The sequence below is a fragment of the Leptothermofonsia sp. ETS-13 genome (assembly GCF_049200465.1).
Lineage (GTDB): Bacteria > Cyanobacteriota > Cyanobacteriia > Leptolyngbyales > Leptolyngbyaceae > Leptothermofonsia.
The window spans coordinates 2,240,408-2,266,853 of record NZ_CP120836.1; the positions used below are offsets into that span (position 1 = coordinate 2,240,408).

20 protein-coding genes are annotated in these 26,446 nt (G+C 50.2%); 13 read left to right on the top strand and 7 right to left on the bottom strand.

The window, feature by feature from the left end; genetic code table 11:
- Positions 1-400 precede the first annotated feature (400 nt).
- A complete protein-coding gene (locus P4D80_RS10080; protein ID WP_421659005.1) occupies positions 401-943 on the top strand; it encodes an alpha/beta hydrolase in 543 nt (180 codons plus the stop codon).
- A gap of 2 nt (positions 944-945) precedes the next feature.
- Here P4D80_RS10080 and P4D80_RS10085 read toward each other — a convergent pair whose 3' ends face one another.
- Complete coding sequence (locus P4D80_RS10085; RefSeq protein WP_421659006.1) at positions 946-1,194, bottom strand: hypothetical protein; 249 nt, start codon at positions 1,192-1,194, stop codon at positions 946-948.
- Positions 1,195-1,307: 113 nt separating this feature from the next.
- Between P4D80_RS10085 and glp the strand changes: the two genes are divergently transcribed.
- Together glp and P4D80_RS10095 are read left to right on the top strand one after the other, a co-directional pair.
- The gene (gene glp / locus P4D80_RS10090) at positions 1,308-2,705 is read left to right on the top strand and encodes a gephyrin-like molybdotransferase Glp (RefSeq protein WP_421659007.1); all 1,398 of its coding nucleotides are present in this window, start codon (positions 1,308-1,310) and stop codon (positions 2,703-2,705) included.
- 110 nt (positions 2,706-2,815) lie between these two features.
- A complete protein-coding gene (locus P4D80_RS10095) occupies positions 2,816-4,678 on the top strand; it encodes a glycosyltransferase (protein WP_421659008.1) in 1,863 nt (620 codons plus the stop codon).
- A 319-nt stretch (positions 4,679-4,997) separates the two neighbouring features.
- On the opposite strand, the gene P4D80_RS10100 is transcribed toward P4D80_RS10095, so the two are convergent.
- Together P4D80_RS10100 and P4D80_RS10105 are read right to left on the bottom strand one after the other, a co-directional pair.
- On the bottom strand, positions 4,998-5,900 hold the full coding sequence (locus P4D80_RS10100) for a sensor histidine kinase (RefSeq protein WP_421659009.1): 903 nt from the start codon (positions 5,898-5,900) through the stop codon (positions 4,998-5,000).
- A 278-nt stretch (positions 5,901-6,178) separates the two neighbouring features.
- Entirely contained in the window at positions 6,179-6,802 is a 624-nt protein-coding gene (locus tag P4D80_RS10105) for an L-threonylcarbamoyladenylate synthase (protein ID WP_421659010.1), read from the bottom strand.
- A 465-nt stretch (positions 6,803-7,267) separates the two neighbouring features.
- Here P4D80_RS10105 and P4D80_RS10110 point away from each other — a divergent pair, with 465 nt between their 5' ends.
- Positions 7,268-11,422, top strand: a complete 4,155-nt coding sequence (locus tag P4D80_RS10110) for a PAS domain S-box protein (protein WP_421659011.1) — start codon at positions 7,268-7,270, stop codon at positions 11,420-11,422.
- Between the two features lie 163 nt (positions 11,423-11,585).
- Here the strand turns inward: P4D80_RS10110 and P4D80_RS10115 are convergent, their stop codons facing one another.
- Positions 11,586-14,282: a phospholipid carrier-dependent glycosyltransferase gene (locus tag P4D80_RS10115; RefSeq protein ID WP_421659012.1), complete on the bottom strand. Its 2,697-nt coding sequence runs from the start codon at positions 14,280-14,282 to the stop codon at positions 11,586-11,588.
- 12 nt (positions 14,283-14,294) lie between these two features.
- Complete coding sequence (locus P4D80_RS10120; protein WP_421659013.1) at positions 14,295-14,732, bottom strand: GNAT family N-acetyltransferase; 438 nt, start codon at positions 14,730-14,732, stop codon at positions 14,295-14,297.
- A gap of 101 nt (positions 14,733-14,833) precedes the next feature.
- Here P4D80_RS10120 and dprA point away from each other — a divergent pair, with 101 nt between their 5' ends.
- From dprA to P4D80_RS10135, 3 genes are all read left to right on the top strand, one after another.
- On the top strand, positions 14,834-15,961 hold the full coding sequence (gene dprA / locus P4D80_RS10125; RefSeq protein WP_421659014.1) for a DNA-processing protein DprA: 1,128 nt from the start codon (positions 14,834-14,836) through the stop codon (positions 15,959-15,961).
- Positions 15,962-16,219: 258 nt separating this feature from the next.
- A complete protein-coding gene (locus P4D80_RS10130; protein ID WP_421659015.1) occupies positions 16,220-16,456 on the top strand; it encodes a helix-turn-helix domain-containing protein in 237 nt (78 codons plus the stop codon).
- A 210-nt stretch (positions 16,457-16,666) separates the two neighbouring features.
- On the top strand, positions 16,667-17,023 hold the full coding sequence (locus P4D80_RS10135) for a DUF5335 family protein (protein ID WP_421659017.1): 357 nt from the start codon (positions 16,667-16,669) through the stop codon (positions 17,021-17,023).
- A 386-nt stretch (positions 17,024-17,409) separates the two neighbouring features.
- Here the strand turns inward: P4D80_RS10135 and P4D80_RS10140 are convergent, their stop codons facing one another.
- Positions 17,410-19,101, bottom strand: coding sequence for a potassium channel family protein (locus P4D80_RS10140; RefSeq protein WP_421659018.1), 1,692 nt, complete (start codon positions 19,099-19,101; stop codon positions 17,410-17,412).
- A gap of 317 nt (positions 19,102-19,418) precedes the next feature.
- On the opposite strand from P4D80_RS10140, the gene P4D80_RS10145 reads away from it, so the two are divergent.
- From P4D80_RS10145 to P4D80_RS10170, 6 genes are all read left to right on the top strand, one after another.
- Positions 19,419-19,829: a thiol-disulfide oxidoreductase DCC family protein gene (locus P4D80_RS10145; protein WP_421659019.1), complete on the top strand. Its 411-nt coding sequence runs from the start codon at positions 19,419-19,421 to the stop codon at positions 19,827-19,829.
- A gap of 195 nt (positions 19,830-20,024) precedes the next feature.
- The gene (locus P4D80_RS10150; protein WP_421659020.1) at positions 20,025-20,525 is read left to right on the top strand and encodes a universal stress protein; all 501 of its coding nucleotides are present in this window, start codon (positions 20,025-20,027) and stop codon (positions 20,523-20,525) included.
- Between the two features lie 73 nt (positions 20,526-20,598).
- Positions 20,599-21,702: a glycosyltransferase gene (locus P4D80_RS10155; protein ID WP_421659021.1), complete on the top strand. Its 1,104-nt coding sequence runs from the start codon at positions 20,599-20,601 to the stop codon at positions 21,700-21,702.
- A 507-nt stretch (positions 21,703-22,209) separates the two neighbouring features.
- Positions 22,210-23,769 carry a calcium-binding protein gene (locus P4D80_RS10160; protein WP_421659022.1) on the top strand — a complete coding sequence of 520 codons (1,560 nt, stop codon included), beginning with the start codon at positions 22,210-22,212 and terminating at the stop codon, positions 23,767-23,769.
- A gap of 454 nt (positions 23,770-24,223) precedes the next feature.
- Complete coding sequence (locus P4D80_RS10165; RefSeq protein ID WP_421659023.1) at positions 24,224-24,793, top strand: sigma-70 family RNA polymerase sigma factor; 570 nt, start codon at positions 24,224-24,226, stop codon at positions 24,791-24,793.
- Between the two features lie 11 nt (positions 24,794-24,804).
- Positions 24,805-25,557, top strand: coding sequence for an anti-sigma factor (locus tag P4D80_RS10170; RefSeq protein WP_421659024.1), 753 nt, complete (start codon positions 24,805-24,807; stop codon positions 25,555-25,557).
- Positions 25,558-25,682: 125 nt separating this feature from the next.
- Here P4D80_RS10170 and P4D80_RS10175 read toward each other — a convergent pair whose 3' ends face one another.
- Entirely contained in the window at positions 25,683-26,384 is a 702-nt protein-coding gene (locus tag P4D80_RS10175; protein WP_421659025.1) for an SH3 domain-containing protein, read from the bottom strand.
- Between the last annotated feature and the right edge of the window lie 62 nt (positions 26,385-26,446).

Below are 26,446 nucleotides of genomic sequence, written 5' to 3' on the forward strand. Positions count from 1 at the left end.
AATTTCGGGGTTGGAGGAGGTTACACCCCTTACCTAGGGACGCAAGCCCCTACTCCCCCCTTTGCAATTAATTATGACTACCTACTTATAGCGGTAGTGCTTATGGTTAGGACGGGGTGCAGGGGTGGAACCCCTGCGTGGGGGCAAAGCCCCACCCCCCCTTGTTCGCAAATTATTTGTGAACGCTATGTAACTTTGTTACTTTTTTCTTCCTGGCGTTAGAGGTGGCAACTATCTGAAGCGAATATCGTCACAAATAAGTAGCTAGGCGCAATTGAATTAAGGATAATTTCGGGGGTGGAGGGGATGAAACCCTTTGCCTGGGGGGTGCGCCCCCATTCTCCCTTGACAATTAATGATGGCTACCTACTGATAGACTAAGTTCTTCTCTGGGTTAATTATGGGTTTCCTTCGTCGATCGCACCTTTCCCTGTTAGGTTTCGTTTCCGCCGCTGGTGTTCTCCTCCAGAGCACAGGTACGCTGGCAGCGGAACGGATTGTTTTGAAATATGGAATTTTGAGACAGTCGGTTTCCGTCAATGATTTGACGAACTTTGCAGAAACGGGCGATCGCTCTGCGTTAGAAGGCTACGGTATTTCAGAAGGAGAATCTCAGCGGGTTCGCACAGCCTTAACGCAAAAAGTGAAGATGAACCCTCGTTGGTTAGATCAAGGGCTAAACACCCCCCTGGGAGAGGCCCTGCTGGATGAAATCGGACAAACCATTCAGGCACCAGCCGACGAAGCCAGTCGGCAAGCACTACGATCAGCTCTGGTGCTATCAGCCAGCGATGATGGCAAAATATCCCTGCTCGAAGTTATTCAGAAATACCCCACCCGCGAAGTGTATGTGGATGGGAAACGCCTTGCCAGTGCTTATAATCAGATCGCTAAATTTGAAGGGCAGATCCGCAAGGTGCTGGGCGTTATTGATTGGTTCTAAGTCTAATACGCCAGTGTTTCCAGCGTTTCACGTAAGTAACTGCGGACGAGGGTATCCAGATTCAATCCGCTGGCTCTTCCGTCTGAACTACGCTCCAATTGCCAACGCTTAAAGCCAGAGCTGGCTGCGATCGCCTGTTTCAGGCTGTGCCAGATGTCAGAATCCTCAGGAAGATGATTGAGAAGGTCTTTAGACAGTCCTCCCAAGCCGGAAATATTCTCGAACGAAGGGGATGATTGAGAATCAGACATAGGACACCTGTGGGGGGAGTTACTCTAGAACCTGGCGATCCCGACTCAAAAAAAGAGGAACAGAACAATCCAAGAACAGCATAGCGTAACCACCTAAGGGGAGTGTACTCCATGTGACAATTCTATTGCGAACTGTTAAATTTGGGCATAAATCCGGTGTGTTACCTATCCCTTCCATGCTGAGCGTTGCCCAGGCTGAGAACATTATCCTGAATCAGGTTCATCCCTTCAACCCGGTTCACGATAGCGAAATTCTAGATTTATTAGATGCCATTGGTCGAATTCTGGCAAAGCCAGTGACCAGTGGGCTTGACTTTCCTCATTGGGATAATTCTGCTATGGATGGTTACGCCGTCCGGTTTGAGGATGTGCAGTTTTGTTCCCCAGAGCAGCCCGTCACGTTAGAAATTGTGGAGGAAATTCCGGCTGGTTACCAGCCTCAGCGCCGGTTGCAAGCGGGGGAAGCCGCTCGAATTCTGACCGGCTCAGTGATGCCAGCAGGAGCAGACACAGTTGTTATCCAGGAGGAAACCCAGCGCGAAGGTAGCACTGTGACTATCTTAGCAGCTCCAAAACCGGGAGCCTTTGTCAGGCAACGAGGATCGTTTTACCAGTCTGGGGCACCGCTCCTACCCGTAGGACTCAGGCTTCAAGCTCCAGAGATTGCCGTGCTGGCCGCTGCCCAATGTGCGCAGGTCAGAGTCTATCGACAACCCAGGGTAGCCATTCTATCCACAGGGAACGAACTGGTTAGGATTGATCAACCCCTCCAACCTGGTCAAATTGTGGACTCTAATCAGTATGCGCTGGCAGCCCTGGTTGCCCAAACAGGGGCAATTCCTATCAGGATGGGGGTTGTACCCGATGAACCAGAGGCGTTGAAACAGGCAATGGCAAAGGCGATCGCCACTGCTGATATTGTCCTCTCCTCTGGGGGTGTTTCCGTTGGGGATTACGACTACGTTGAAACAATTCTGGAATCTTTGGGAGGGGATATTCATATTCGGGCGATCGCGGTTAAGCCAGGGAAGCCGTTGACTGTAGCGACGTTTGGGCACCAGGAGCCAGGAGTGAGAAGTCAGGAGTCAGGCGCAAGAGATGGGGAGGCGCGGGGTCAAGGAGCGCCAGCGACGATTCAAGCTCCAATCTTAAATTCCCGGTCTAAAATTTACTTTGGTCTTCCTGGTAATCCTGTCTCAGCCCTCGTTACCTTCTGGCGATTTGTGCAGCCTGCCTTGCGTAAACTTTCTGGACTTCCCCAATCTGACTGGGGCCCGACTTTTTTAGCGGCGAAGAGTCGAACAGAGTTACGTTCGGATGGGAAGCGGGAATCCTACCTCTGGGGTCGATTCTATTTGACCAACGGACAGTATGAGTTTGACCTCGCCAGTGGCAGCCACAGTTCGGGTAATCTGATTAACCTGGCAGGCACTAACGGACTCGCGGTTCTACCCGTTGGACAAACGCAGATTGCAGCAGGGGAAACGGTTCAAGTGATGGTAATTAGGTGAGAGGTGAGGAAGTAGTGGTTAATGGTTACCTTCCCCCTGCTGGCTCCTGACTTCTGGCTCCTGACTTCTTTCTTCTTCTTAACTTCTAAAAGGCGCTGAGGTGCAAAGCCATGATTCACTCGTTTTCTGTTATCGTTCCAGTTCTGAATAAGGAAAACGAGATCATTCGCACGCTGGAAAGTGTGGAAGCCAGTATTGATTACTTTAATCAGCACTTTACGGCCTATCCGGTTGAGGCAGAAGTGGTGGTTGTAAATGAGGGATCGAGCGATCGCACCCCTGAACTGATTGCCAATTTCATTCAAGATAAACCCCACTACAAACTGATCCACCATGCCAAACGGGTGAGTGCAGGTGCGGCTAGAAATACCGGGGCCAAAATCTCCAAAGGTGAAATTCTATTCTTTTGTGATGGAGATGATTTGTATTTCAAAGAACACATCTATTTGTGCTTTCAAGTTCTCAACCATGATCCACTGAAAAATCCGAATGCATCCTTTGTTTTAGAAACTGATCAGGGTCCGAAGACAATTCATTTGCCCAATCAGTCAGTCGGGGTTGTGCGCACGGGGGTGCATATGAAAGATCTGGTTCACCCCTATTGGAAAGCGGCGATCGAAAACACCCTGCCGCAGAATTTGTGTATTCGAAGAGACTGCCATGACTTTATTGAAGGCTATCCCGAAGCCAGAATTCCTTATAACCAGATCACGTGTGAAGATATTAGTTATGACCTCTGGATTGCCAGGTTTTTTAAAGTTGTGAAGATTGAAATAGAGACGGTTGAGTATATTCGCTACCCCGGCAATATGTTCGATAAACAACTCAAGAAATTTCAAACTCCACCAGAACAATATCAAGATGATACTCCACCAGAAACGAAAGAACTTCATGCAATTCGTCAACAGATTGAGCAGGAAAGGATTGTTTATTTATTTGAAAAGTTCAGAAGAATTGAAAAATCACCAGAGTTTCTTGCTGTTCTAAACTGGCAGCAACTGGGAATGGAATACCTATCCAAAAAACATTATCCAGAGGCCATTCTCTTATTTGAACAGGGCATTACTCTGGAGCCAACGAATCAGAATGCTCGAAATCTTCTGGCAGCCGCCTGGAACAATCAGGGTTCCTTTTTCCGGGGCGAAGGCAAGCTGGAGCAGGCGATTGAGTGCTTTCAACAGGCGATCGCGATCCAGCCCTCGTTCTCCCCTTCAGATCTGGCTAAAGTTCATTTCAACCTGGCAACCAGTTTTAGAGATCAGAAGAACTTTTCTCAGGCGCTTGTTTGGTTGAAAAAAGCATTAGAGCTTGAACCGAATTTGCCAGAGGGAATTGCTGAACTGCCAAAACTTAAATATCAGGCTCAGGTAATTGAACAGGGCTATCAGTTTTCGCAGGACTGGTTTAGCATCAATCTGCCTGTTTGGGAACATTATTTGACTCGATTTATCGATATCCCTGAATTACGAGTTCTGGAAATTGGGAGTTGGGAGGGCCGTTCAACCTGCTGGTTGATTGAAAATATTTTGACCCATCCCTCTGCTCGAATAACCTGTGTCGATCCCTTCGAAGGCAGTGTAGAACATAAGGTTATGTGTGAGGAATCTGTTGTGCAAACGATTGAGCAACGATTTGATTTCAATATCGCCAGAACCGGACATCCCGAAAAGGTGAGAAAGGTGGTGGGAGTGTCTCAAATGGTATTGCGATCGCTCATTCCCGATTCCTATCACCTGGCCTATATTGATGGCTCACACATTGCCAGTGATGTATTAGAAGATGCCATTCTAACCTGGCGACTGGTCAAGGTAGGGGGCATGATTATTTTTGATGATTATGGTTTCCTGTTTCCTCAAGGAATTGAGGAAGATCCACCCAAAGTTGCAATTGATGCCTTTATCAATATCTTCAAGAAGAAGGTGAAACTCATTCATCAGGGGTACCAGGTTCTGTTAGAAAAAATTGCCGAATAATTTTGGCGTTCTCCTGTACCTTCCACTTTCCTGATCCAGCAGGATATCGATAGCAATCTGATGATCAGGCTCAGGAACCGCAAGCGGTATTCTCTGACAGCGTTTGTGCTTTCGTCCCGTAGTTATATAGCTCTACGCAGGTGCGTCAGGACATTGGAATTAAAAAGGGAGTGGGGGCGAAGCCCCCAGCCAGGGGTTCCACCCCTGCACCCCATCCTAACCATAATGACTACTGCTATACTACTGCTACACAACGCGTAATGCTGGCGGTTAGCGTCGCTTATCATTCCCTGCTAGAGCCCCCCTCTTCCAAATACCCCTACTTCCGATAACCTGGGACGGAACATTGAATTCGGGTAAGGATTGAACTTGGATGGCTTCCATCCGGTCCCCCATTTATCGCATGAACAGGCACCACCTCCAGCCGACCTTGCATCATTTTCAATAGCGTTTGAACTGCCAGTAAGTTCAGCCCTGTTGGAGGAAGGGCACCATCGCCTGTGACTTCCGTCTGCAGCAGATTAATGGGTTCGCTGCGGCTAGCCAAAGAACATTGGTCATCGATCCAAATCTGGACGGTGCTAGAGTCAGTAGAAAGGTTCGCAGAAATGGTGATGCCATCTTCTGGTAATTTCTGGATAGCTGTATCAACCAGGTAAATCAGAATTTGCCGAAATCGGGGGAGATCGACCTGCACATAAACTTCTGGGTCGGGAGGGAGAATTTGTAGTCTAATGTTGCGGTCTTTAGCCAGAAGGTAGGTGAGGTCGTAAACCTCCTGAAAAATCTCCGCTAAGGGAACGGTCTGGATCTCCAGTTGAACTGTTCCATACTCTACCCTGGCAACATCTAAAATTCTGTCAAGCACCTCAACCATCTTGCGGGCAGAGACATTGGCCTGAGTGATAAATTCCCTTTCCTCCTCTGGGCTATCGCACAAATCGGACAAAATCAGTTGATGCATCCCAATCAGCCCATTGAGAGGCGATCGCAGTTCGTGGGAAATCCGGGCCAGATACCCTCCCTTAAACTGGCTCATTTCACTTGCCATTTGGTAAGCCAACTCCAGTTGTGACGGGTGATGAGCGGGTTGAATAGGATTGTTGCCAGAGGGAGAGGATGTGTTGGATTGCTTTTTCTTAGAGGGCTGCCATCGGAACCAGCCCGCAGCCAGCCCCAGCCCAAAACCCACTCCCATCCATACCAAATTTATCCAGTTCATCACCCAGTTCCCAAATTTACGGAATCGTGATTGATTATGTTGAGCAGATATTTTTAATGGATGCGAGGCACCTTTAAGAAATACTCCCTTTGAAGATTTATAGCAGGAGATACCCAGCTTAGAACAATGATGTAAAGGCGCAAATTTCAGGACATTGGCTTTAAGGGGGGTGTGGGGGCTGCGCCTCCAGCCAGGAGTTCCCCCCCTTGCACCCTGTCCTAAGCCTGGTGGCGCTATATTGCTAATCAGAACATCCTGTTTGATCAAAAACTTTTTGATCAAAAACTTACAGTGACAGCCCCCTGTCTTAGAACTTCCCAACCAGTTGGAGTCCACCGGATCACTGTAGAGGGAATTCCCGAAGCTACCAGTTCTTCTTCCCTGCGTGGTGTAGATTTGGCCAGTCGTTGAAGCTCTGAAGGTAGCAGAGTGAGTACCTGGGGAAACTGTTGCTCAATTTCAGCCAGGGTGAGCAGGGGTGGCTGCCCAGAAAGATTAGCGCTAGTAGTGGCTAAGGGGCCTGTACGGGCGAGGATGGCGCGGGCGATCGCATGGTCGGGTACTCTGACGCCAATAGTAGTAGGATCTTTAGGATTCATTGCGGCAGGGATGCGATCGCTGGCAGGCAGAACCAGTGTCAGTGCTCCGGGCCAGTATCGCTCGGCGATCGCTTCCCATTCCTGCCTTTCCTGGGGGTTACCTGCGACAAATGGCCACAGATCGGCGATCGCGCCTGCCATCAAAATCAACGGCTTATCCAGGCTGCGCTGCTTTGCTTCAAAAATTAGCTCTGCCCGATCAGGACGAGTTGCCAGAGCAGGAACCGTATCCGTTGGAAAGCTAATTAGGGATTCACCAGCAACAGCTTTTGTGACTAAATCATCGAAAGACACTTGAGGCATTTATTGTGCAGAGGGGAACAATAGAAATACAGCCATTCTCACTCACAGAGAGTGATCTCTGATTTAGGAATTCAGGAGCCAGCAATCCTTTTTTCATTCCCCCCAATTAACAGCCCGTGAATTAGAGTCACCAGGTGTGTGAGGTAAGCTGAGGTCGCCAGTGCGAAGACGCCGATCAGAGGATGGACAACAAGTAATGGTGAATACCTGGGTATGGACAGTGGGCATCAGCCTTAATTCACTGCCAATCGTAGCTGGCGAGAATTTGTATTGGTTCATCAGGGAGCATGACAGCCTTCATTTTATTGCCAGATGGCAGCCTTTTTATTCAAGATAATGGTTGCTTCCTTGTCTCGTGGCTAATTGCTCGGTGCGAAACTTGATTGAAATTCTAATTAGGTGGACATTTCCCAGGAAATGGAATGAGTTCGGAATTCTTCGAAAGCCTGCGTAAATACTGCCGGGATGCTTCGGCCTTTAAAACTTTGCGCCACATTTTTTTCTAGCCTTGAGGTTCGATGTCAGCAGGTTGAAGCCCAACTTGCACAACTAACGGAGCAAAGCCAGGATAACTCCAGGCAAATTGCGTTTCAAGCATTACTGCTGAATCAGGTATGCAATGCGGTGATTGCCACTGACATGGAAGGTCGGATTACCTTCTGGAACCGCTATGCTGAGCAGCTTTATCAGTGGAAAGCAGAGGAGGTGACTGGACAAAATATCTATGCTGTTTTACTGCGGCAGAATGGCCAGAAGCTTGCTCGGCGAATTTTTGCAGTCACCCTGAAAACGAACCTTTGGCAGGGAGAGCTGTGGCTGCGGCGGAAAGACGGGAGTGAGTTTTGGGCGGATGTGACCAACACTCTGATTCGTGACGCCGAAGGCAACATGATTGGTTTTGTCGGCATTTCGGTCGATATTACCGATCGCAAAAATGAAATTGCTCAACGCAAACAAGTCGAAGCGGCTTTACAGCAGGCGAAGGATGAACTGGAAACCAGAGTCGAAAAGCGAACGGAGGAACTGGCAACAACCAATGCTATTCTACAGGCTGAAATTGTAGAGCGGCGGAAAACGGAAGAAGCTTTGCAGCGGGCAGAGGCAAAGTATCGTAGTATTTTCGAGAACGCGATCGAGGGAATTTTTCAAACAACGCTGGATGGTCGTTACTTAAGTGCCAATCCTGCCCTGGCCAGGATTTATGGCTATAGTTCAGCGGAAGAGTTGATGGCAAGTCTGACTGATATTGAACATCAATTATATGTAGATCCGGCTTCCCGAAGTAAATTTATTCACCAAATGCAGACACAGGGGACTATTTCAGCTTTTGAATCCCAGGTTTATCGAAAGGATGGACGAATTATCTGGATCTCAGAAAATGCCCGCTCTGTCTATAGTCCCAGCGGAGAATTGCTGTATTTCGAGGGAACCGTTGAAGATATTACGGAGCGACGGCGATCGCAGGAAGCCCTGCGGCAAAATCAAGAAGCCCTAGCAAAGCGGGAGCGTTACCTGGCAGCACTGGTGGAGGTGCAGCAACGATTATTAATCACTGACCGTTACGAAGAAATTTATTCCACTATTCTGGAACCCCTGGGCCAGGCTGGGCAAGCCAGCCGCGTTTATATCTTTACCAACAGCCAGGATGCCGAAGGTCGTTTATGCATGAACCAGCGTGCTGAATGGTGTGCTGAGGGAATTGCTCCTGAAATTGACAACCCGCTATTACAAAACCTGCCCTATGATGACCACTTCCCCCGCTGGGCTACGACACTCGCCCAGGGCGAACCCATCGCTGGGATCGTAGCGAATTTCCCAGAAGCTGAGCGGAATATCCTGGAACCCCGAGGGATTCTTGCAATTCTGGTCTTACCCCTGACTGTTCGAGGTGATTTCTTTGGTTTTATTGGCTTCGATAACTGCATGGAAGCACGGTTGTGGGAATCCTCAGAACTGGCACTTCTGAAGGCAGCAGCAACTGCACTTTCTCTGGCATTGGAGCGCAAGCAGGCTGGAGAAGCATTGCGTCAGAGTGAAGCTCGCTACCGGGCCATTGTTGAAGATCAGGTGGACATGATCTGTCGCTATCTGCCAGGTGGAGTTCTTACCTTTGTGAATGATGCCTATTGCCGCTATCACCAAATGACCAGGGAGGAACTGTTAGGACGTAGTTTTCTGCCCTTGCTGCCCGAGGAAGACCGGGAGAAAGTTCGGCAAAAGATCGCCAGCTTGAGTTTGGCAAACCCTACCATCACCTATGAACATTGCTACAAAACCCTGGACGGGGAAATGCGCTGGCTCCGATGGACCGCTCATATCTTGTTCGATGGGCAAGGTCAGTTTGTTGAGTTTCAGGCGACGGGGCAGGATATTACAGAGCGAAAGCGGGCTGAGATGCAGCTTCAGCAACAGGCAGAGCGGGATCGATTGCTGGGGGCGATCGCGCTCCATATTCACCAATCTCTAGATTTGAGTGAAATCCTAAACCGTACAGTGGCAGAGATACAGCAGTTTTTGCAGACTGACCGGGTTTTGATCTACCACTTCGATGGAGAACATAGCGGGATTCTGGTTGCTCACTCCGTTGCTCCGGGTTGGGAACTTCAGGCAGCCATTGATTTCCATCGAGTCTGGTACCGGGACGGCCAGGCGACTTATGAGCTTAAGCAGACTTCGATTGTCAACAATGTTGACGATCTGGAACTACCGGATGAGTACCGGAGCTTGATGGCCAGACTTCAAGTGAAGGCAAAGCTGGTGGTCCCTATTGTGCAGGGAAATCAGGTCTGGGGCGTGTTAACAGTTCATCAATGCGCCAGTGTGCGCCAGTGGCAGTTATTTGAAGTGGAATTTCTGGAAAAGCTGGCTACGCAGGTGGCGATCGCCATTCAGCAGGCCCAGTTGTTTAGTCAGGTAAAGCAGCAGGCGCGTCGGGAAGAACTGCTGAATCAGATCAGTCGAGCACTCAACTCCAGCCTTGATCCAAGCCACATTCTGGAAGAAATTGTCAAGCGAACTGGTGAGTGTTTTGCCGTTGACCGGGTGTTGATTTACACCATCAGCAATCAGGTGCAGGTCTGTCACGAATGGCGGGTAAAGGAGGAGATCCCTACCTTACTCCATCTGTCAGTGCCCCTCAGTGAGTTTCCTGATCTACAGAATTTAGATTCCGACTTCTATCGGCTTGGCAGGTTCCATGCACCAGACTACCGTCAGTACGCTTCAACCGAGACCCGCCACATGATGGTTGAAGGTATGAAGGTTCGGTCCATCCTTTCGGTGCCAATCTTTATCCGTGAGCAGTTGTTTGGCATGGTCACGCTCCATTGCATCGAGAAACGTCGGACTTTTACTGATGACGAAATTCAACTACTGCAGCAAATTGCGGACCAGGCCGCGATCGCCCTTTACAATGCACAAAGCTACGAACAGCTAGAACAGCTTGTGAAAGAGCGTACCCGGGCACTAGAGCAAGAAAAACTGGTGTCAGAAGCCGCAAACCGTGCTAAAAGCGAATTTTTGGCAACCATGAGCCATGAACTTCGCACTCCTCTAAACGCTATCTTGGGGCTGTCGCAAATCTTGCAACGGCAAATCTTTGGTTCCCTGAACGACAAACAAATAGAGTATGTCGAGCACATCTACAGTAGTGGCGAGCACTTGCTGCTCCTAATCAACGACATCTTGGATCTGGCAAAAGTTGAGGCGGGACGGGAAACCATTAATCCCACCCTGATTCACATCTCCAACTTCTGTAGTTACTGTTTGGCAATGGTGCGGGAGCAAGCTTATGATCGTGGTTTACAGATTGGTAGCCGCATAGACCCCGCTGCCAAAACCTGTTTTGCTGACGAACGCCGACTGAAGCAAATCCTGCTCAACTTGCTGTCCAACGCGATCAAGTTCACCCCGTCTGGAAAAGTTTCCTTAATTGTTGAAAAGCAACCCAAAGGAATTTCATTTACTGTTGCCGATACGGGCATTGGTATTCCCAGTGAAAAATTACCCCTCCTCTTCCGCCCCTTTTCCCAACTCGATAGTCAATTGAATCGCCAGTACGCCGGAACCGGACTGGGGCTGGCACTTTCTCGCAACCTCGCTCGCCTTCATGGAGGGGATATCACCGTTGAGTCAAAGGAAGGGGAGGGAAGCCGATTTACCCTTTACCTGCCCGATCCCACGGCTCATCCAATCCAATCGGATTCTCCCTGTGCTGCCCAGCGCCAGAACCAGCCAACAAGGAGACCAATCATTGGGCGCGGACGTATCCTGATTGTGGAAGATGATCAACTGAGTGCAGCTATGTTACGCGATTATTTGCACGCGACTGGGCATCAGGTTGAACACCTCATCGATGGAACTGACTTTCTAAAGCGGATTCAAATCTTTCAACCCAATCTGATTTTGCTGGATGTGCAGCTTTCGAGCACGCTCACAGGTCTCGATCTGTTGGTACAGTTTCGAAACCAACCCATCTTGAATTACATTCCCGTAGTGATAGTTACAGCAATGGCGATGGCGGGCGATCGCGAAAAATTCATCGCCGCCGGAGCTAATGATTACTTGAGCAAACCCATCAGCATAGCCCAGTTGGAGTCAGTGTTGATGAAGTATTTGTAGCAGGAGAGAGGGAGGAGAGGAGTCAGAAGCCTGAAGCGAGAAAGATCGGGGAAAATGGGGGACGGAGTGATGGAGTAATGGAATGATGGAGCTGAAAAGCAATCCTCCTATCACTCATTTCCCCATTCCCCTGGCGTTGCTGAATTTAGCAACGCCCCCCTCCCTACTTCCCCTGCATTTTCAAAAAGGCTTGACCATAGTGCCATGCCTGAATCAGATTGCCCCGCATGAGGGCGGCAACTCCGCTGAGGGCTTGCAGTTCTGGTGAGTCTGGATTCAGTTTTAGGGCGGTGTTGAGAGCTTGCTGGGCTGCACGGGGGCGGAGGTCGTACAGGTTCACAAAGGCGAGATAGGCATAGGCATTGGGATTTTTGGGGTCAATTTGAATCACTCGTTGAAGGGCGGCGATCGCTGGACTAACTCGACGTTTTAAGACATTCGCCAGGGCCAGTGTGTAAGCAAAACCCAGATTTTGCGGTTCCTGCTCTAAGCGATACTCCATCGCCTGCCGGGTCTGGTCAACATAATCCTGCACCGGGTCATACTGGTTGATTCGGGCAATTTCACTGAACGCCCGGTCGAGGGCTTGGCTACCTTTCGGTAAGGCACTCGCCAGAGCCCTCAGTTGGGTATTGAGGTCAAGTTCTGGAGCAGGGTTGGGGGCCGCGGCTGGATTAATTCGAATGCTGGCGCGAGGGCGAGTAAGAGAGCCTTTTTCCTGCCGAATTACACTGGTTTCTCCGGTCTGCCGATTCAGGTAGACTGCCTCCAGCATGTAGGTTCCTGGTACGGTAGCTGCAGGTGGCAGCATGGCCATCCGCTCGACGACCTGATAGCGAGTCGTGGTAGGGCGGTTTTTGGAAGTTGCAACTCGCAGATTGGGGTGAAGAAAACCCATCCCGATCGCATGATCATGTAACCAACGGGTAGGAGCTTTTCCCTGGGTGCTTCCCTGTTTGCGCCAGGTTAAAAGCACGAGTCCAGTCTGCAAAATTTCCCAATCTCCAGACCAGCGGTAGGTAACGGGTATCGGCTTGCCAGGAGGAGCCTCGTCAGGAACAATAACCTGATCAAGAGAAATAGTCGGGGTAGAAGATTGGGGATTGGGGGAAGAAAATTCAGCAATTGTCTTTGCTTCTTCTCCCTTTCTAGCCGCTGCCTCAACCAATGGACTCACTTCTAACAGTGGAATTCGCCGCCGAAATAGTTTAAGGACACTGCTATCGGGTAACTGCCAACTCTTTTGCAGCCTGAAATCCCCCCCCTGCTCAACCCATTGAGTGATCGCAGTCTGGGCATCTGGTTGGCAAATGGAGCCCTGATCGTCGGTTTTAGTGAGAAACCAGGAGAGCGATCGCCCATCCGGCTCAACCTGCTTTAACCGGGTGCCAACCTGCCGCCCGTAGACCTGAAAATTCCTTAAATTGCCGTAGTAATTGATATTGTGCTGATTGACTTCTGCTGTAGACGGCAACACCCCAATGGTTGATTGCAGGTAAGGTTCAGTTTGAATTACCTCTGCTACGACTTCGGCATGGGGATAGGGAACGCCCAGGTAAGCGGGATGATAGGCGATCGGATTCCGTAGCGTTCCCCCCGGTGTCAGAGGAAACAGGTTGTAGATCATCAGCACTCCTGCCAGACCCACCGCTCCCCACCGTAGCGGTTGCCAGCGTTTCGGCAACAACGTCAAACCGTAGGCCAGAATGACGGCTATCACTGGAAGGCAGGGCACAATATAGCGGGTATCTTTGTTGAGGTTCAGGGAGGAAAGCAGGTACCCGCCAACCGAGAAGATGAGTAGCCAACCCAGGGAGCGCTGGGACGCATGGTAGGTCTGCTGCTGATAGTCTTTGGGTTTGGGGGCATAATCTGGGCGATTGCACCATTGACTGCTGACCCGCGATCGCCGCCAGAAAAACAGAAACCCAGCCAATCCCACCAGCAACAACGGCAGAGACACCAGGCTGGGGAATAGTTTTAAGTAATATGTCCACGCCTCTAACGACAGGAGCGAAGGCTCGCCTTCTGCGATCGCCGAATCTACCGTTGCTCGCTTACCTGAAGATAGGATCAGCAGCCAGTTTGTGCGATACCAGGGGCCAAATACCAACAGTGACACCAGCATCGCTGTCGCTAACTGGGCCAGGTGTTTCCAGTCCCGCTGTCGCAGTCCTTCCCCAATCACCCAAACCAGCGGCACCAGCAGAAAAAGTAACGCGGGCTGCTTCACCATCAACGCCAGACCCAGCGTCAGGCCAAGGGCGATCGCCAGCAGCCAGTCATAGCCAATGACCAGTGACGAATGACCAACGACGATCCCTCTCCGGAGCGCAGGCATCTGATCACGAAGGGTTCTCCAGACTGTCAAACAGGCAAAGCACAGCGTCACCATTGCGGCTAGCGGATAGTCGAGCAGGTAATCGAGGCGCACGCGGTAAAGGCCAGGCATCAGCAGGCAAAGCCCTGCTGCCCAGAGACCAACCGGGACAGAAAACAAGCACACCCCCAGTGCATACACCGAGCCCAGTAGAATGGCACTGTAGACCAGATTTACCCCTGTACTCTGGTCGAACCCAGGTCCAAACAAGGTCAGAAAAGGCGTCGTGGAGATATACACCAGGGGTGGAATTTTGGATGAAAGCTGCCACAACTGAGTCCACCAGTCTGACGAAAACCACTGGGCCGTTTGCAAAGCCTGCCAGTAGTTGAGGGCACCCGTCAGATAATCCGCCTGATCCCAATTGGGAATAGAACGGTCGATCGCAAACCAGAGGCGATCTGCGATCGCCCCCACCAACCAGATCAAACCCAGGACCTGGAGCCCCTTTCCCCACACTTGTTGATTATGCTCAGTCACCAATCCCTTCAGTCATCTCAACAGCTTTCTCATCTTGACATGGGGAATACCCGCTTCTTCAAACACCGCCCCCTCTGGCTCAAACCCCATCTTCAGATAAAAATTCCTGACTGGCTCCTGGGCATGAATCTGCACCTCAGTCACATGCTCAGCCGCCAGGATTTCCAGTATCTTTTCCATCATCTTTTTGCCAATCCCTAACCCACGGGCTTCTGGTAAAACCGCAACCCGTTCCACTTTTGCTGTATGCCCATCCAGGAGACGCATTCTAGCCGTACCAACCGGCTTACCATCCAGATAGGCCAGCAGGTGTTGCGATTCCTCTTCCTGATCGTCAAACTCCAGGGACGGATCAACCCCCTGCTCAATTTGAAACACCCGATACCGGATCTGGTGAGCCTGGGATAACTCCGCTGGGCATTCCACAACCTTAATGAATAGGCTACTCATAGCATTGACAAGCTGGAAGAACCATTAATCCAAACGGCGAACTAGGGGAACACTGAAAAAACTGGGTTCTAGAAACCATAGAGCATTTAAGGAAAAGAATATTGGAAGAACGCGCCTTCTGGCTTGCCTGGTCACAAATTAATGGTATTGGTCCAATATTGCTGAGGCGATTGGAAAAGCACTTTGGCACGCTGGCAGATGCCTGGGAAGCCAGTTACGAAGACTTAATTGCTGTGGACGGCTTGGGTTCGCTAACGGCAGAAGCGATCGCGGCAGAGCGGCGGAATATTAACCCCAAAGAATTGCTGCAACAGCACGAGCGAGACAATCCTTACTTCTGGACACCAGCTGATGCCGAGTATCCCCGACTGCTCCTGGAAATTCCCGATCCTCCACCTGTGCTCTATTACCAAGGCAAGGTAAACCTGCAAGAGTGCCAGGGGTTAGTACCTATGGTGGGAATTGTAGGGACTCGTAACCCTTCAGAGTACGGCAAACGATGGACTCGACGCATCACCAGGGCTTTGGTTAACAATGGGTTTACGGTGGTTTCAGGATTGGCAGAAGGAATTGATACTGAAGCCCACCGCAGTTGTGTAGAGGCCGATGGACGCACCCTGGCAGTCATGGGAACGGGGGTAGATATTGCTTACCCCTGGTTTAACCACAATCTCTACCGACAAATTCTGCAGTGCGGCCTGGCGCTGAGTGAATATCCGGCTGGCACTCAGCCCGATCGCATCCATTTCCCTCGCCGCAATCGCATCATTGCCGGACTCTGCCGTGCCATTTTGGTCATGGAAGCTCCCAAAAAGTCGGGGGCTCTAATCACGGCTCACATGGCTAATGAATATGGTCGAGATGTGTTTGTATTGCCGGGAAGTTTAGAAAATCCAAAGGCGATCGGTTGTCTTAACCTCTTGTATCAGGGGGCGCAGGTAATCCTGGGGGAAGATCATTTGTTGGAAATGCTAGGCACGATTCCCCAGTTACAGTCTTCTCTTCCACCCTGCCAGACCCAACTTCCCCTCAACCTGGAACCCAATTTAGAAAAGGTATTGCAAACACTCACAACACTGACTCAAAAGCAAAATATCGAATCAGTTCCCTTCGATTTAATTGTGCAAAATTCAGAACTACCCGCTGGTAGTATTTCCAGTGCTTTGCTCCAGTTAGAACTGTTGGGACTCGTTTCTCAACTTCCCGGTATGCGATATCAAAAATGCTAACACTATGTGCTCATACATGCGGAGCATAAGTAGCTGGGCGCAATTAAATTAAAGATAAGTTTGGGGGTGGAAGGGGTGAAATCTCCTGCCTGGGGGCGCATCCCCCACTCCCCCCTTGACCAATTAATGATGACTACCTACTTGGGTACATTGAATTGCTGAGATTCTTTCCGCCTCACCTTATCAGGACTCAGGATGAATTGTTAACAACTCAGGCAATGCTTGACTCTTGCTGGATAAGCCAGAACTTACTATGGAGTGGAGCTTCTAAAGGTACTTAGAACAGAGTTGAATCTTGGCCAGAAGGATCTGGTTCCCATTTTTAAAAAAACAGAATCGATTGTGTCTGAAATGTTGAGTGGACACCGCAAGTTAACCATTTCTCACATTCAAAAACTCGCCAATTTTTTCCAGATTTCTCCCGCTGCTTTTTTGAAGCTACATAGCAGTAAATTACAAGCCTCTATTTTAAGTTTCTACGCTATTTATTGCTAACTATTGCAGTATTTCGCTTGTTTGAGATGATCGGCTTACCTTGCGCTATCACTAGGGCAGAGGGGGGCGATCGCATCTAACTTAGCCAAAACCTCCGAGGTTTGCGTAAGCCCTATGACCGACAAAACTAATAGCAACTGACAGATACAGCTCCCTTCTATCCCTCATCCCTATAGCATTCACCCTTTAATTTCAGTTGAGGAAACAGCTATGGCAACTGAAACCATCGAAATTAACAGACAAATTTCTCGGGCAGACTGGTTGGAGTTTTTTGACACATTCACAAACGATAATCGGGGACGGCTTCTGACAATTGAACTACTTGATCAGGAACTGGGGGATCAGGAATTGATCAAAGCAGCTCCTTTGTGGGCGATCGCCCGCGATCCTACCGAAAAAGGTGATGTAGTGATGATTGAAACGGGGCGAGAAACCGTGTCCTATGCTCATACAATTGATGCCCCCATTGATGTTTGGGTGGGGCAAGATGAGAACGGCGTGGTGTTGGTCTTGAAAATCACCGATGCAAAAGGCAACCATATCCTCCTCAAATTCCAGCGAGAATAATATCAACCTGGTAGTTCTGATACCAACTTAAGCAATTTCGATGGCAGATGCTTGATGGAGGAAGCCAGGAGCCAGAATAAATCTTACTTTTGGCTTTTGGCTTCTCAAATCCTTGATCTGTCGCATTTATAGCTGTCGCCAGGTTGCTCAGGATATTGGGTTTAAGGGGGAGTGGGGGCTGTGCCCTAGCCAGGGGTTTCACCCCTGCACCCCGTCTTAAGCCTGGTAGCTATAGCTGTGACAATCAAATTACTCTGAAAATAAATTCCCTTGATTTTCCTGAATTCCTATTTTCATGGGTGACGCTGTGCGTCGTTCAATATGGTTATTTAAGAACTATAGTTATTTAAGAAAGGAAAGAGATTACCTCCTACCACCCAAATTACTCACGTTGATGTCATGAACTGGGAGGGCACCGTTCGCCACAGTAACTCTAGTTGGCTGGCTGGCATCGTGAGATACAAAACATCTCCTGCACTCAGGGAAACATTTAGCAAATCCCACCCATGAACCGTATGGCAACGAGTAACGACATATAGAGGTACACAATCCACTTCCATGGCAACCTCCTGCACCCGCCGCCCACAAAAAGGATGACCCGGCGTAATCACCGTTGCTAGAGCAACCCAGAGGCTATCGGCGGTCATCCCATTCCCTAAAATTCGACCACCGAGAGCCGCTGCCGCAAAGGCAGGGGCTACCAATTCTGCTGGACTGAGTACGGCTTCAAACTCAAACACCCGCTGTGCCATGTGGGCAAACTCCGGGTCTTGATAGCGGACGATCGCCGATACCCTTGGATTTAGCCCCTTCGCATTCAGGGCAATCTCTAAATTCGCTGTATCGTTGCTCGTGACAGCCAGAATAGCCTGAGCTTGTTCAAAATTGGCAGCTTTCAACGTGGCTGGCAAACTGGCATCGCCCTGGACCACCGGAACCTTGATGGCCCGCACCGTGCTGAGAAAGCGACAGTTGGGATCTTGCTCAATCACTACGACTTCGTAGCCGCAATTGTAAAGATGATTGACGATTTGCACGCCAACTCCGCCCAGGCCACAGACAATGAAGTGTCCTCTGGGGGGAATCCGCGCCACTTCCCAGAACCGATCAAACCGTGTACCTAGGATGAAATCGTTGAGCAGGGCATAGGAAAGCCCGATCACCGCTGCCCCCACCAGCATGACGAAGATTGTAAACAATTTGAGATTATCAGGCAGATGCTCGACAGCAATCAGGTTATCTCCTGCTCCTGTGATCAGGCTGACAGAAAAGTAAAGGGCATCAATCGGGGAGATTTTGAGGATGGAGGTTAAGTAAATTAGAGTGCCAATGCTAATAGTCAACAACAGCAGCAAGGTGCTACCCAACAGAGCCTGGCTGTGTTGCCTTAGATATTTCAGTGCCGTTGGCAATTTGACCAACCGTTGCGTTAGCGATCGCTTCGCCTGACGGATTCCCGGCTTTGTGCCTACAATCAGGCGATCTCCTGGCTGCAAACGCCTTCCCCGCAGAACAGCAGTGACTAAATCGACCCGTTCATCAATCGGCAGATAGTAAATTAACATGCGGTTGCGATCGTCCCACAATTCGCTCAACCTTCGCCCACACCAGGGATGATCGCTGGTAATGTGTTCCTCGTGGATGGGCCAGGTCTGATTAAACAGCCGAAGTTGCCCGATCGCAGCATTTCCCAGAGCCGAGAAGGCAAAGATAGGAGCCGATAGCGCGGCCACACTCATCGTGATGTGGTCAGGCAGCGTATTGTCAAGCCGCTCCCCTAAACTGGTATTAAACAGGCGATTGACAATGCGAATTCGGGGATTTAATACCCGTGCCTGCATCAGCACCGCCAGATTCAATCCATCCTCACTACCTGCCAGGACAATGGTTTGCGCCTCCCGAATGCCTGCTGAAAGGAGTGTTGCCACAGAGCGCATATCTCCAACAATGACATCATCTCCCTCCCCCGGAAGAGCCTTGTCGTGGATGCCTACAACCTGCGCACCCTGCTGTCTGAGTAGGCAGAGAATCTTGTAACCCGTCGGGCTCAAACCACAGACGATAATTCGAGGTTTCATTGCTTCAGAACCACAGCCACAATTGGCTCTCTCACTCAACCCCCTCATTCTGGAACAGGCATACCACAAGGACTGTAGCTGAGAGCACCTTTACGGCAAGGGGGCAAGAGGCAGTTAGAAAATATGGCAATTCTCAAATGAGTGGAATATGGTTATTTTGAAGAAAGAAGGAAGAAAGAAGCCTCACCTACCCATCCACTCATCTACTCTCCCACCCCATCACCCCTCTCGAACAACCCACAACTAACCCCCAGCCCCTCTCCCTAACCCCTTCTGCCTCCTGCCTCCTGCCTCCTGATTTCCCACCCTACAGGCTAATGACTTATTACGTAATCTACGACGGTAACTGTAATCTCTGTGTCACTCTGGTGCAGCTTTTAGAAAACCTGGACCGGGGCAGGCAGTTTCAATATATTTCAATGCAGGATGAGGAAGGATTAAGCCGCCTGAAAATTACGGCCCAGGATTGTGAAATGGGAATGATTCTGGTAAATGCTGACTTCCCAGAGCAACGCTGGCAGGGAAGCGATGCGGCAGAAGAAATTGGGCGGTTGTTGCCAATGGGTGAGGTGTTTGTCAAAGCATATCGGGCCATGCCGGGAATGAAGTGGACGGGCGATCGCGTCTACGAACAAGTCCGTGACAATCGCTATACCCTCTTTGGTAAGCGCAAAAGGACTTATCAATCTGTTTACCCCGCTTGCCCTTCGGAAAGTTGCCGCTTGTGAGGGGATATAGTAAACAAATCATGTGTAAACGAGACCAGGAGAATAGTCAAACTGCTCTAACGTTGACTGGTGACCCATTCTCACAACTTTCTCAAATTGTTTTTCTATAGGTAAGGTAAGAATGGAAGATGGCGTGTTATTTGCCTTCTTTCTGGCTTCCAACAAGCTCTTTGTTCCCTTAGCGGGTCAATTACTATGTTTCAGAAAATATTGGTTGCCCTGGATCGATCTCCACTTAGCGAGCATGTATTTGAAGAGGCGCTGTCTCTGGCAAAAACGAACGATGCAGCGCTGATGTTGCTGCACGTCCTGTCGCCTATGGAAGAAGGCTATCCTATGCCCGTCTACCCAGGACCCGACAGCGTTTACCCAGGAAATGATGAAGCAATCCGGCTATATGTCCAACTGTGGCAAGACTTTGAACAGAAGGGAATAGAGATGTTGCGTAAGTTCAATGGCAAAGCCCTCGCAGCAGGAGTGATGACTGAGTTCAGCCAGAATGTTGGTGAACCGGGTCGAGTGATTTGTCAGCTTGCTCAATCCTGGGACGCTGACTTGATTGTGCTGGGACGGCGAGGTCACTCTGGCTTGAGTGAGTTAATTCTTGGCAGTGTAAGTAACTATGTGTTGCACCATGCTCCCTGCTCGGTTCTAGCTTTGCAGGGCAAGGCTTTGAGTGAAGCTGAGAAAACCTGATCCTGGGGCGATCGCTCCTATTCTCAACCGGGGAACCCTGGGAGCATAGTCTTTCCCCGTCAAAGTCGATTGCATGAGAGTTGCCCTTGTCCACGATTACCTGCGCGAATACGGGGATGCGGAGCGGGTATTACAGGTATTGCACCGCATGTATCCTCAGGCTCCAGTCTATACCGCGTTTATCGATCAGCAACAGTTAGGAGTCGATGCAAATCGATTTGCTGATTGGGATATTCGGACTACATGGGCACAACGATTACCTGCGATCGCCCACTTTCCCCACACCTACCGGTCTCTTCTCCCTTACTTTTGGGAATCCCTTGATCTTTCTGCCTACGATCTGGTCATTTCCTCCTCCAACCGTTACCTCAGCCACTCAGTTCTGACCCGTTCAGACGCTTTACATGTCTGCTATTGCCACACCCCGCCCCGCTACTTATGGGAACCAGCCAGCCATGCCCCCCGTTCCCGTAGAGGATACGGCATCTGGGCCGACAGCCGACTGAGGCAGTATGATTTTTCGGCGGCTCAAAGAGTTGATCGCTTCGTCACCAACTCTGAAACGGTGGCTCGCCGCATCAAAAAATTCTATCGGTGTGCCGCTGAGGTAATTCCTCCACCTGTCCCCATTTATGGGGAGGGTCAGGCCGGAGATCAATACTATCTCTACGTGGGCTCCCTCACCCCTGATCAGCAGGTTGACGTGGCCATAGAAGCCTGCAACCGACTCAACCGCCCCCTATGGGTAATTGGCACCGGCAACGACGCCCGGCGGCTGCAAAACCTTGCAGGGCATTCCATTCGCTTTTTGGATGCTGTGCCTGCCCACGAGATGCCCACCGTCTATGCCCATGCCAGGGCACTGATTTTTCCCTGCGCCGATGCTGACTTTGGATTTTCTCCAGTAGAAGCCATGGGGCATGGGGTGCCAGTCATTGCCCCAGGCCAAAGCGGTATTCGAGAAGTTGTGCTGAACTACCGCACCGGTTTACTGTTTCCAGAGCCAACAGTAGAGGGGCTATGTGAGGCAATCGCCCAATTTGAAGGTTTGCGCTTCTTTTCCCATGCCTGCATCCAAAGAGCTAAGGAGTTTGCTGAATCAGTCTTTGTCGATAAATTGGGATGGTTTATTGCTCAGGCATTGGATGCTCATACCCTGGCAAGGGCAACCGTTTAGTAGCAATTATAGCCATAGCCATCAGGCTTAGGAGGGTGGCTATGGCTATATCAGAACTCAAAACTCCCCTTTAAATCCATTTTCATTTAGCGCCTGTAATCATTAGCGAGTTTGGGAAACGCTGCATCACAAATTCAGAGCAGTTGTTCTCCATCCCTTTACAGTTCGGTTTTCAGAAAAAAAACAGACTATTTGCGATCGCCCAAATTGTTATAGCGATAACCACCAGGCTTAGGACAGGTGCAGGGGGGGGGAAAACCCTGGCTGGGGGCGCAGCCCCCACCCTCCCTAAAGCCAATGTCCTGAGCAAGCTGGCGACAGCTATACAGCTTACCCAGGCGATCGCAAATTGCACAGACACCTCTCGCTCAGGCTGACAGCAGGTTGCTGGCGGCTCACAGCCGCACGTGAGAACACTCGCTCGTTGCAACCAGCTCATGGCGTCTACTTTTGTTGCAACTCACTCGTTGCAGCAAATTCATTGCAACTAAAAGGAGTCATTTCGGTATGGCACAAAAGCTATCAGCAGGCTTTTCTCTGGCTAGACCCTTTGGTAACCACTTCTTACTGGGCAATAACGGTAATAACGAGTTAAATGGAACGAGCCGTAGCGATACGATTCTGGGATTTGCGGGAAACGATAGGATTTTTGGTCGGCGGAGTTCTGATGTCATTCTAGGGGGGCAGAATAACGACTTACTATTTGGCAATACGGGGCATGATTTCCTGTTTGGAGAAGAAGGCGCTGAAATCCTGAAGGGAGGAAATGGACGCGATTTCTTAGACGGTGGTTCTGGCAACGATGTTCTGGACGGGGGACGTGGAAATGACCTTCTAATAGGTGGCATAGGCATCGATACCCTGACCGGAGGGCCTGGTGCAGATGGGTTTGTGTTCTCCGGAGATGTATTTGCCAATGGTATCGCCAATCTCAATGCCGCAACCGGGATTGAGGTTTTGAATACCCCTGATGTGGTTACTGACTTTGCGATTGGAATCGATCGATTCATTCTGAATGGTGATGATCTGGGCATCAACGAACTCATTTTTCAAAAAGGGATAGCGGCTGAAATTGCCAGCAATGCCAATGTTCTGGTGCTACTCAATCCCTTTGCAAACGCAGCAGCAGCGGCAAAAGCGATCGCCGATAACAACGCCATTACAGCCGATGCTGGAGTGTTCGTCTACTTCAACAGCACGCTGGGTATCAATCGTCTGGTTTATTCCACCGATTTGGGCGATGGAGGAGCCATCAGCGTACTTGCCAATCTAACAAATCAAGCAGGCAATGACGGCATCAGCCAGCTGAACCAGTTCAGGGCGCGTGACTTTGCCCTGATCGAAGATGTACCAGTTGATCGACGGCTTGCTCCTTCGATTTTGCTAGGCAGCAACGGCAACGACCATTTGCGTGGAACAGGGCGTTCCGAAACCATTCTGGGCCTGGCAGGAGAAGATGTAATATTTGGTCGGGGTGGTAGCGATGTCATTTTAGGAGGGCAAAATAACGATTCGCTCTTTGGCAATGCGGGGCATGACTTCCTGTTTGGGGAAGAAGGTGCTGACCAACTCGATGGTGGATTGGGGAGAGACTTCTTAGATGGAGGTGCTGGCAATGACACCTTGAACGGTGGGCGTGGGAATGACATTTTGAACGGTGGTGAAGGGATTGATACCCTGACGGGTGGCAGGGGGGCCGATCAATTCATCTATTCCGGCAATGTGTTTGCCAATGGAACGCCAGCTCCTGCGGGCACAACGGGTATTAATGTCTTAAATCGCCCGGATATCATTACTGATTTTGAGGTTACCCGCGATCGCTTTGGCTTCAATGCTAGCGATTTGGGTATCGAAGACATCGTCTTTCAAACGGGCGAAATTTCCAACATCACCGGGAACGGAAATGTCATTATTTTGCAGGATGCGTTTGCCAATGCGGCGGCGGCGGCAAAAGCGATCGCCGATAACAACGCCATTACAGCCGATGCTGGAGTGTTCGTTTACTTCAACAGCACGCTGGGTATCAATCGGCTGGTCTACTCTAAAGACCTTGGCGATGGGGGGTAATATCAGTGTGCTGGCTAATCTCGCAAACCAATCAGGGGACGCTGGCAGAGCAAACCTGGCAGCCTTCTCTAAAAAGAACTTCCGCCTGATCTAAGTAGGTAGTCATAATCAATTGGTAAAGGGGAGAAGTGGGGTCTGCGCCCCCAGGCAGGGGGTTCCACCCCCTCCACCCCCCGAATCTATCTTCAATTTAATTTTGTCCAGTTACTTAGTAATCTCTCAGGAATCAGGTTGTGCTTTAACCGGTGGTTGACTGTCTGCAGGGATGTTCATGGAACGTCCCTCAGACGCAAACAACATTTCTGAAACTACCAGGAATTACCGTGGAAGCCATCGCTGAAACTGTCTGACTCACGAAATCAGGGCAAATTTTGACGGGCTATAATGCCCTCGGCCAGGAATCGATCCGATTGCTATTGGGTACTAAAGGCAAACTCTACCTCTCCCTTGACTCATGGCTCGCGTATCCGCTGATACCTCCGATGCTGAACTAGTTTATAGCTTGAGAGCTGGCCAACAAGAAGCTCTCCGGATTCTCTATGAACGCTATAGCGGGTTGGTTTACACCCTGGCGCTCAAGATTTTGAACCAGCCCGGTGAAGCAGAGGACCTGACCCAGGAAGTGTTTCTTAATTTCTGGCAACAGGAGAAGTTTGACCCTGACCGTGCGGCTCTGAGTACCTATCTCAGTGTAATGACGCGATCGCGAGCGATTAACAAACTTGAAAGCCGAAGTAGCCGCCAGCGTTCTCTACAGCGATTGCAACAAAATAAGGTACTGGGCGAATCGACTCCCCCCACTCCACTGGAGCAGGCATCTTTGACCGAACAGGAAGAAACCTTGCGGCAGGCGCTGTCCCAACTGGCAGACAATCAACGCAAAATTTTAGAGATGAACTTTTACCAGGGAATCAGCCAGGCCGAAATTGCTCAACAGTTGGGGATGCCTCTGGGAACCGTGAAAACCAACGCCCGCAAAGGCTTAATCAAATTACGAGAACTGCTGGGGGATGCAGTCGGATGAGGGGAAGCAACATGTCGCAGTCACTATCAGAAGAGGAAAAAGCACTAGCAGCAGGATACGTGCTGGGCGATCTGAATGCGGACGAAGTTCATCAGTTTGAACAACTGCTGCAACAACGCCCTGACCTGTTGGAAGAGGTCAAAGCCATGCAGGTGAGTTTTCGGCTGATGCCCCACGCCCTACCGAAGCTGACTCCTCCCCCCCAACTGTTGGACCAGATTCTGAGAGCACACTTAGCTAAAACAACAGTATCGACTGAACCGGGATGGAAGCGATCGCCCTCCTTTCCCTGGAGCAAGCTGGTTGCTGCCGCTGCTATATTCGTCGTGTTGTTGTTAGGGATAGACAATTTCCGGTTGCGTCAAAAACTCAGCCTGGCTCAGCGAACGGATATAGAACGGGTGGGGGCTATCTTGCAACGCCCCAACAGTCGCCTGGTTGCTCTTAAGGGCGAGGGAGACTTGACTGCCGCTGGAACGCTACTATTCACTCCCGGTCAATGGCAGGAGGTCATTATTTCCCTGGGGAATTTGCCCCCTCTGCCGCCCAACCAGATCTATCGCATGTGGCTGACCCTGAAAAATGGAGAAACGCTTTTCTGCGGAGAATTCAATACAGATACCGAGGGAGCCGTCTTCATTCGGCTCAATCCACCCAAAACGCCTCCTAAAGGTGTTAAAGCAACCGGAATTTTTGTAACAGTCGATTCTACTTCTGCCCCCCTGGAGACCAGAGGCCGGCAGGTAATGACTGGAAGGATTTAGAAATTCAAAACAATCTTGAGTAGGTAGCCACATAGGTAGCCACAATTGATTTTAAGAGGGAGGGCTGCACCCCAGCAGGGTGCAGCCCTCACTCCCGAAATTATCCTCGATTTGGTTGCGCCCAGCTATTTACTACTTCCCTGCTGCTGCCGTTTAATTGCTTCCTGCACCATAGGAGTCAGCCGGGCACGCCAGTAACGGTTGCTGGGAAAATTGCGGACTCTGTTCAGTACGTCCTGCCATCGCCCTTCCCTAAAAGCTTTTTGAGCTGCGTAATAATCTGCTTCGGCAGTTTTCCAATCTTGCTGCCACTGGTTAATGGCTCCCTGCGCTGCATAGTAAGCAGAACTACTGGCAGGGATCGTTTGGGCAAGGGCGATCGCCGCTTTCAAATTACCAGCCTGGTAAAACTCAATCGCATCTCTCAACACCACTTCCCCAGTATCTGGTGACTTAGTAACCGCCTGCACCACGGTCTCTGGAACACAGGTCGTGACGGTTAAATCCTTGTATACCCACCCTTCAATAGGGCTGACAACACGCAACCACCCTTCATTTTCATCCACTACTTTGAGCTGAGTCCCATTTCTTAATCGCCCAACAATGTTGTCGGGTGCAGACACAGGGCTGGAGCGGACATTGAGGGGAGGATTGGGATCCGTAGTGATTGTTTTACAAACCAATTTGGGGTCAGGTTTGGAAAAGATTTTTAAGGAAGACAACAGGGAAGGATAGGCGGACAACATGACAGAAGTGAGCGCCGCTGTTGCTCCAAAAAGTAGCAAACCTGCCCCCATCAACAGGGCAACTTTACGAACATTAGTCATTCTGGAGCCTTAAAAGATGCACTTAATCCAGGCTATCCGAACAGAGCACTCCCGACTTGAGT

Coding starts and splice junctions, on each gene's coding strand:
- P4D80_RS10095 (WP_421659008.1), top strand. CDS start 2,816: ATGATTCACTCGTTTTCTGTTATCGTTCCAGTTCTGAATAAGGAAAAC.
- P4D80_RS10170 (WP_421659024.1), top strand. CDS start 24,805: ATGTCGCAGTCACTATCAGAAGAGGAAAAAGCACTAGCAGCAGGATAC.
- P4D80_RS10120 (WP_421659013.1), bottom strand. CDS start 14,732: ATGAGTAGCCTATTCATTAAGGTTGTGGAATGCCCAGCGGAGTTATCC.
- P4D80_RS10135 (WP_421659017.1), top strand. CDS start 16,667: ATGGCAACTGAAACCATCGAAATTAACAGACAAATTTCTCGGGCAGAC.
- P4D80_RS10140 (WP_421659018.1), bottom strand. CDS start 19,101: ATGAAACCTCGAATTATCGTCTGTGGTTTGAGCCCGACGGGTTACAAG.
- P4D80_RS10155 (WP_421659021.1), top strand. CDS start 20,599: ATGAGAGTTGCCCTTGTCCACGATTACCTGCGCGAATACGGGGATGCG.
- P4D80_RS10100 (WP_421659009.1), bottom strand. CDS start 5,900: ATGAACTGGATAAATTTGGTATGGATGGGAGTGGGTTTTGGGCTGGGG.
- P4D80_RS10160 (WP_421659022.1), top strand. CDS start 22,210: ATGGCACAAAAGCTATCAGCAGGCTTTTCTCTGGCTAGACCCTTTGGT.
- P4D80_RS10080 (WP_421659005.1), top strand. CDS start 401: ATGGGTTTCCTTCGTCGATCGCACCTTTCCCTGTTAGGTTTCGTTTCC.
- P4D80_RS10175 (WP_421659025.1), bottom strand. CDS start 26,384: ATGACTAATGTTCGTAAAGTTGCCCTGTTGATGGGGGCAGGTTTGCTA.
- P4D80_RS10105 (WP_421659010.1), bottom strand. CDS start 6,802: ATGCCTCAAGTGTCTTTCGATGATTTAGTCACAAAAGCTGTTGCTGGT.
- P4D80_RS10165 (WP_421659023.1), top strand. CDS start 24,224: ATGGCTCGCGTATCCGCTGATACCTCCGATGCTGAACTAGTTTATAGC.
- P4D80_RS10145 (WP_421659019.1), top strand. CDS start 19,419: ATGACTTATTACGTAATCTACGACGGTAACTGTAATCTCTGTGTCACT.
- P4D80_RS10110 (WP_421659011.1), top strand. CDS start 7,268: ATGCTTCGGCCTTTAAAACTTTGCGCCACATTTTTTTCTAGCCTTGAG.
- P4D80_RS10085 (WP_421659006.1), bottom strand. CDS start 1,194: ATGTCTGATTCTCAATCATCCCCTTCGTTCGAGAATATTTCCGGCTTG.
- P4D80_RS10150 (WP_421659020.1), top strand. CDS start 20,025: ATGTTTCAGAAAATATTGGTTGCCCTGGATCGATCTCCACTTAGCGAG.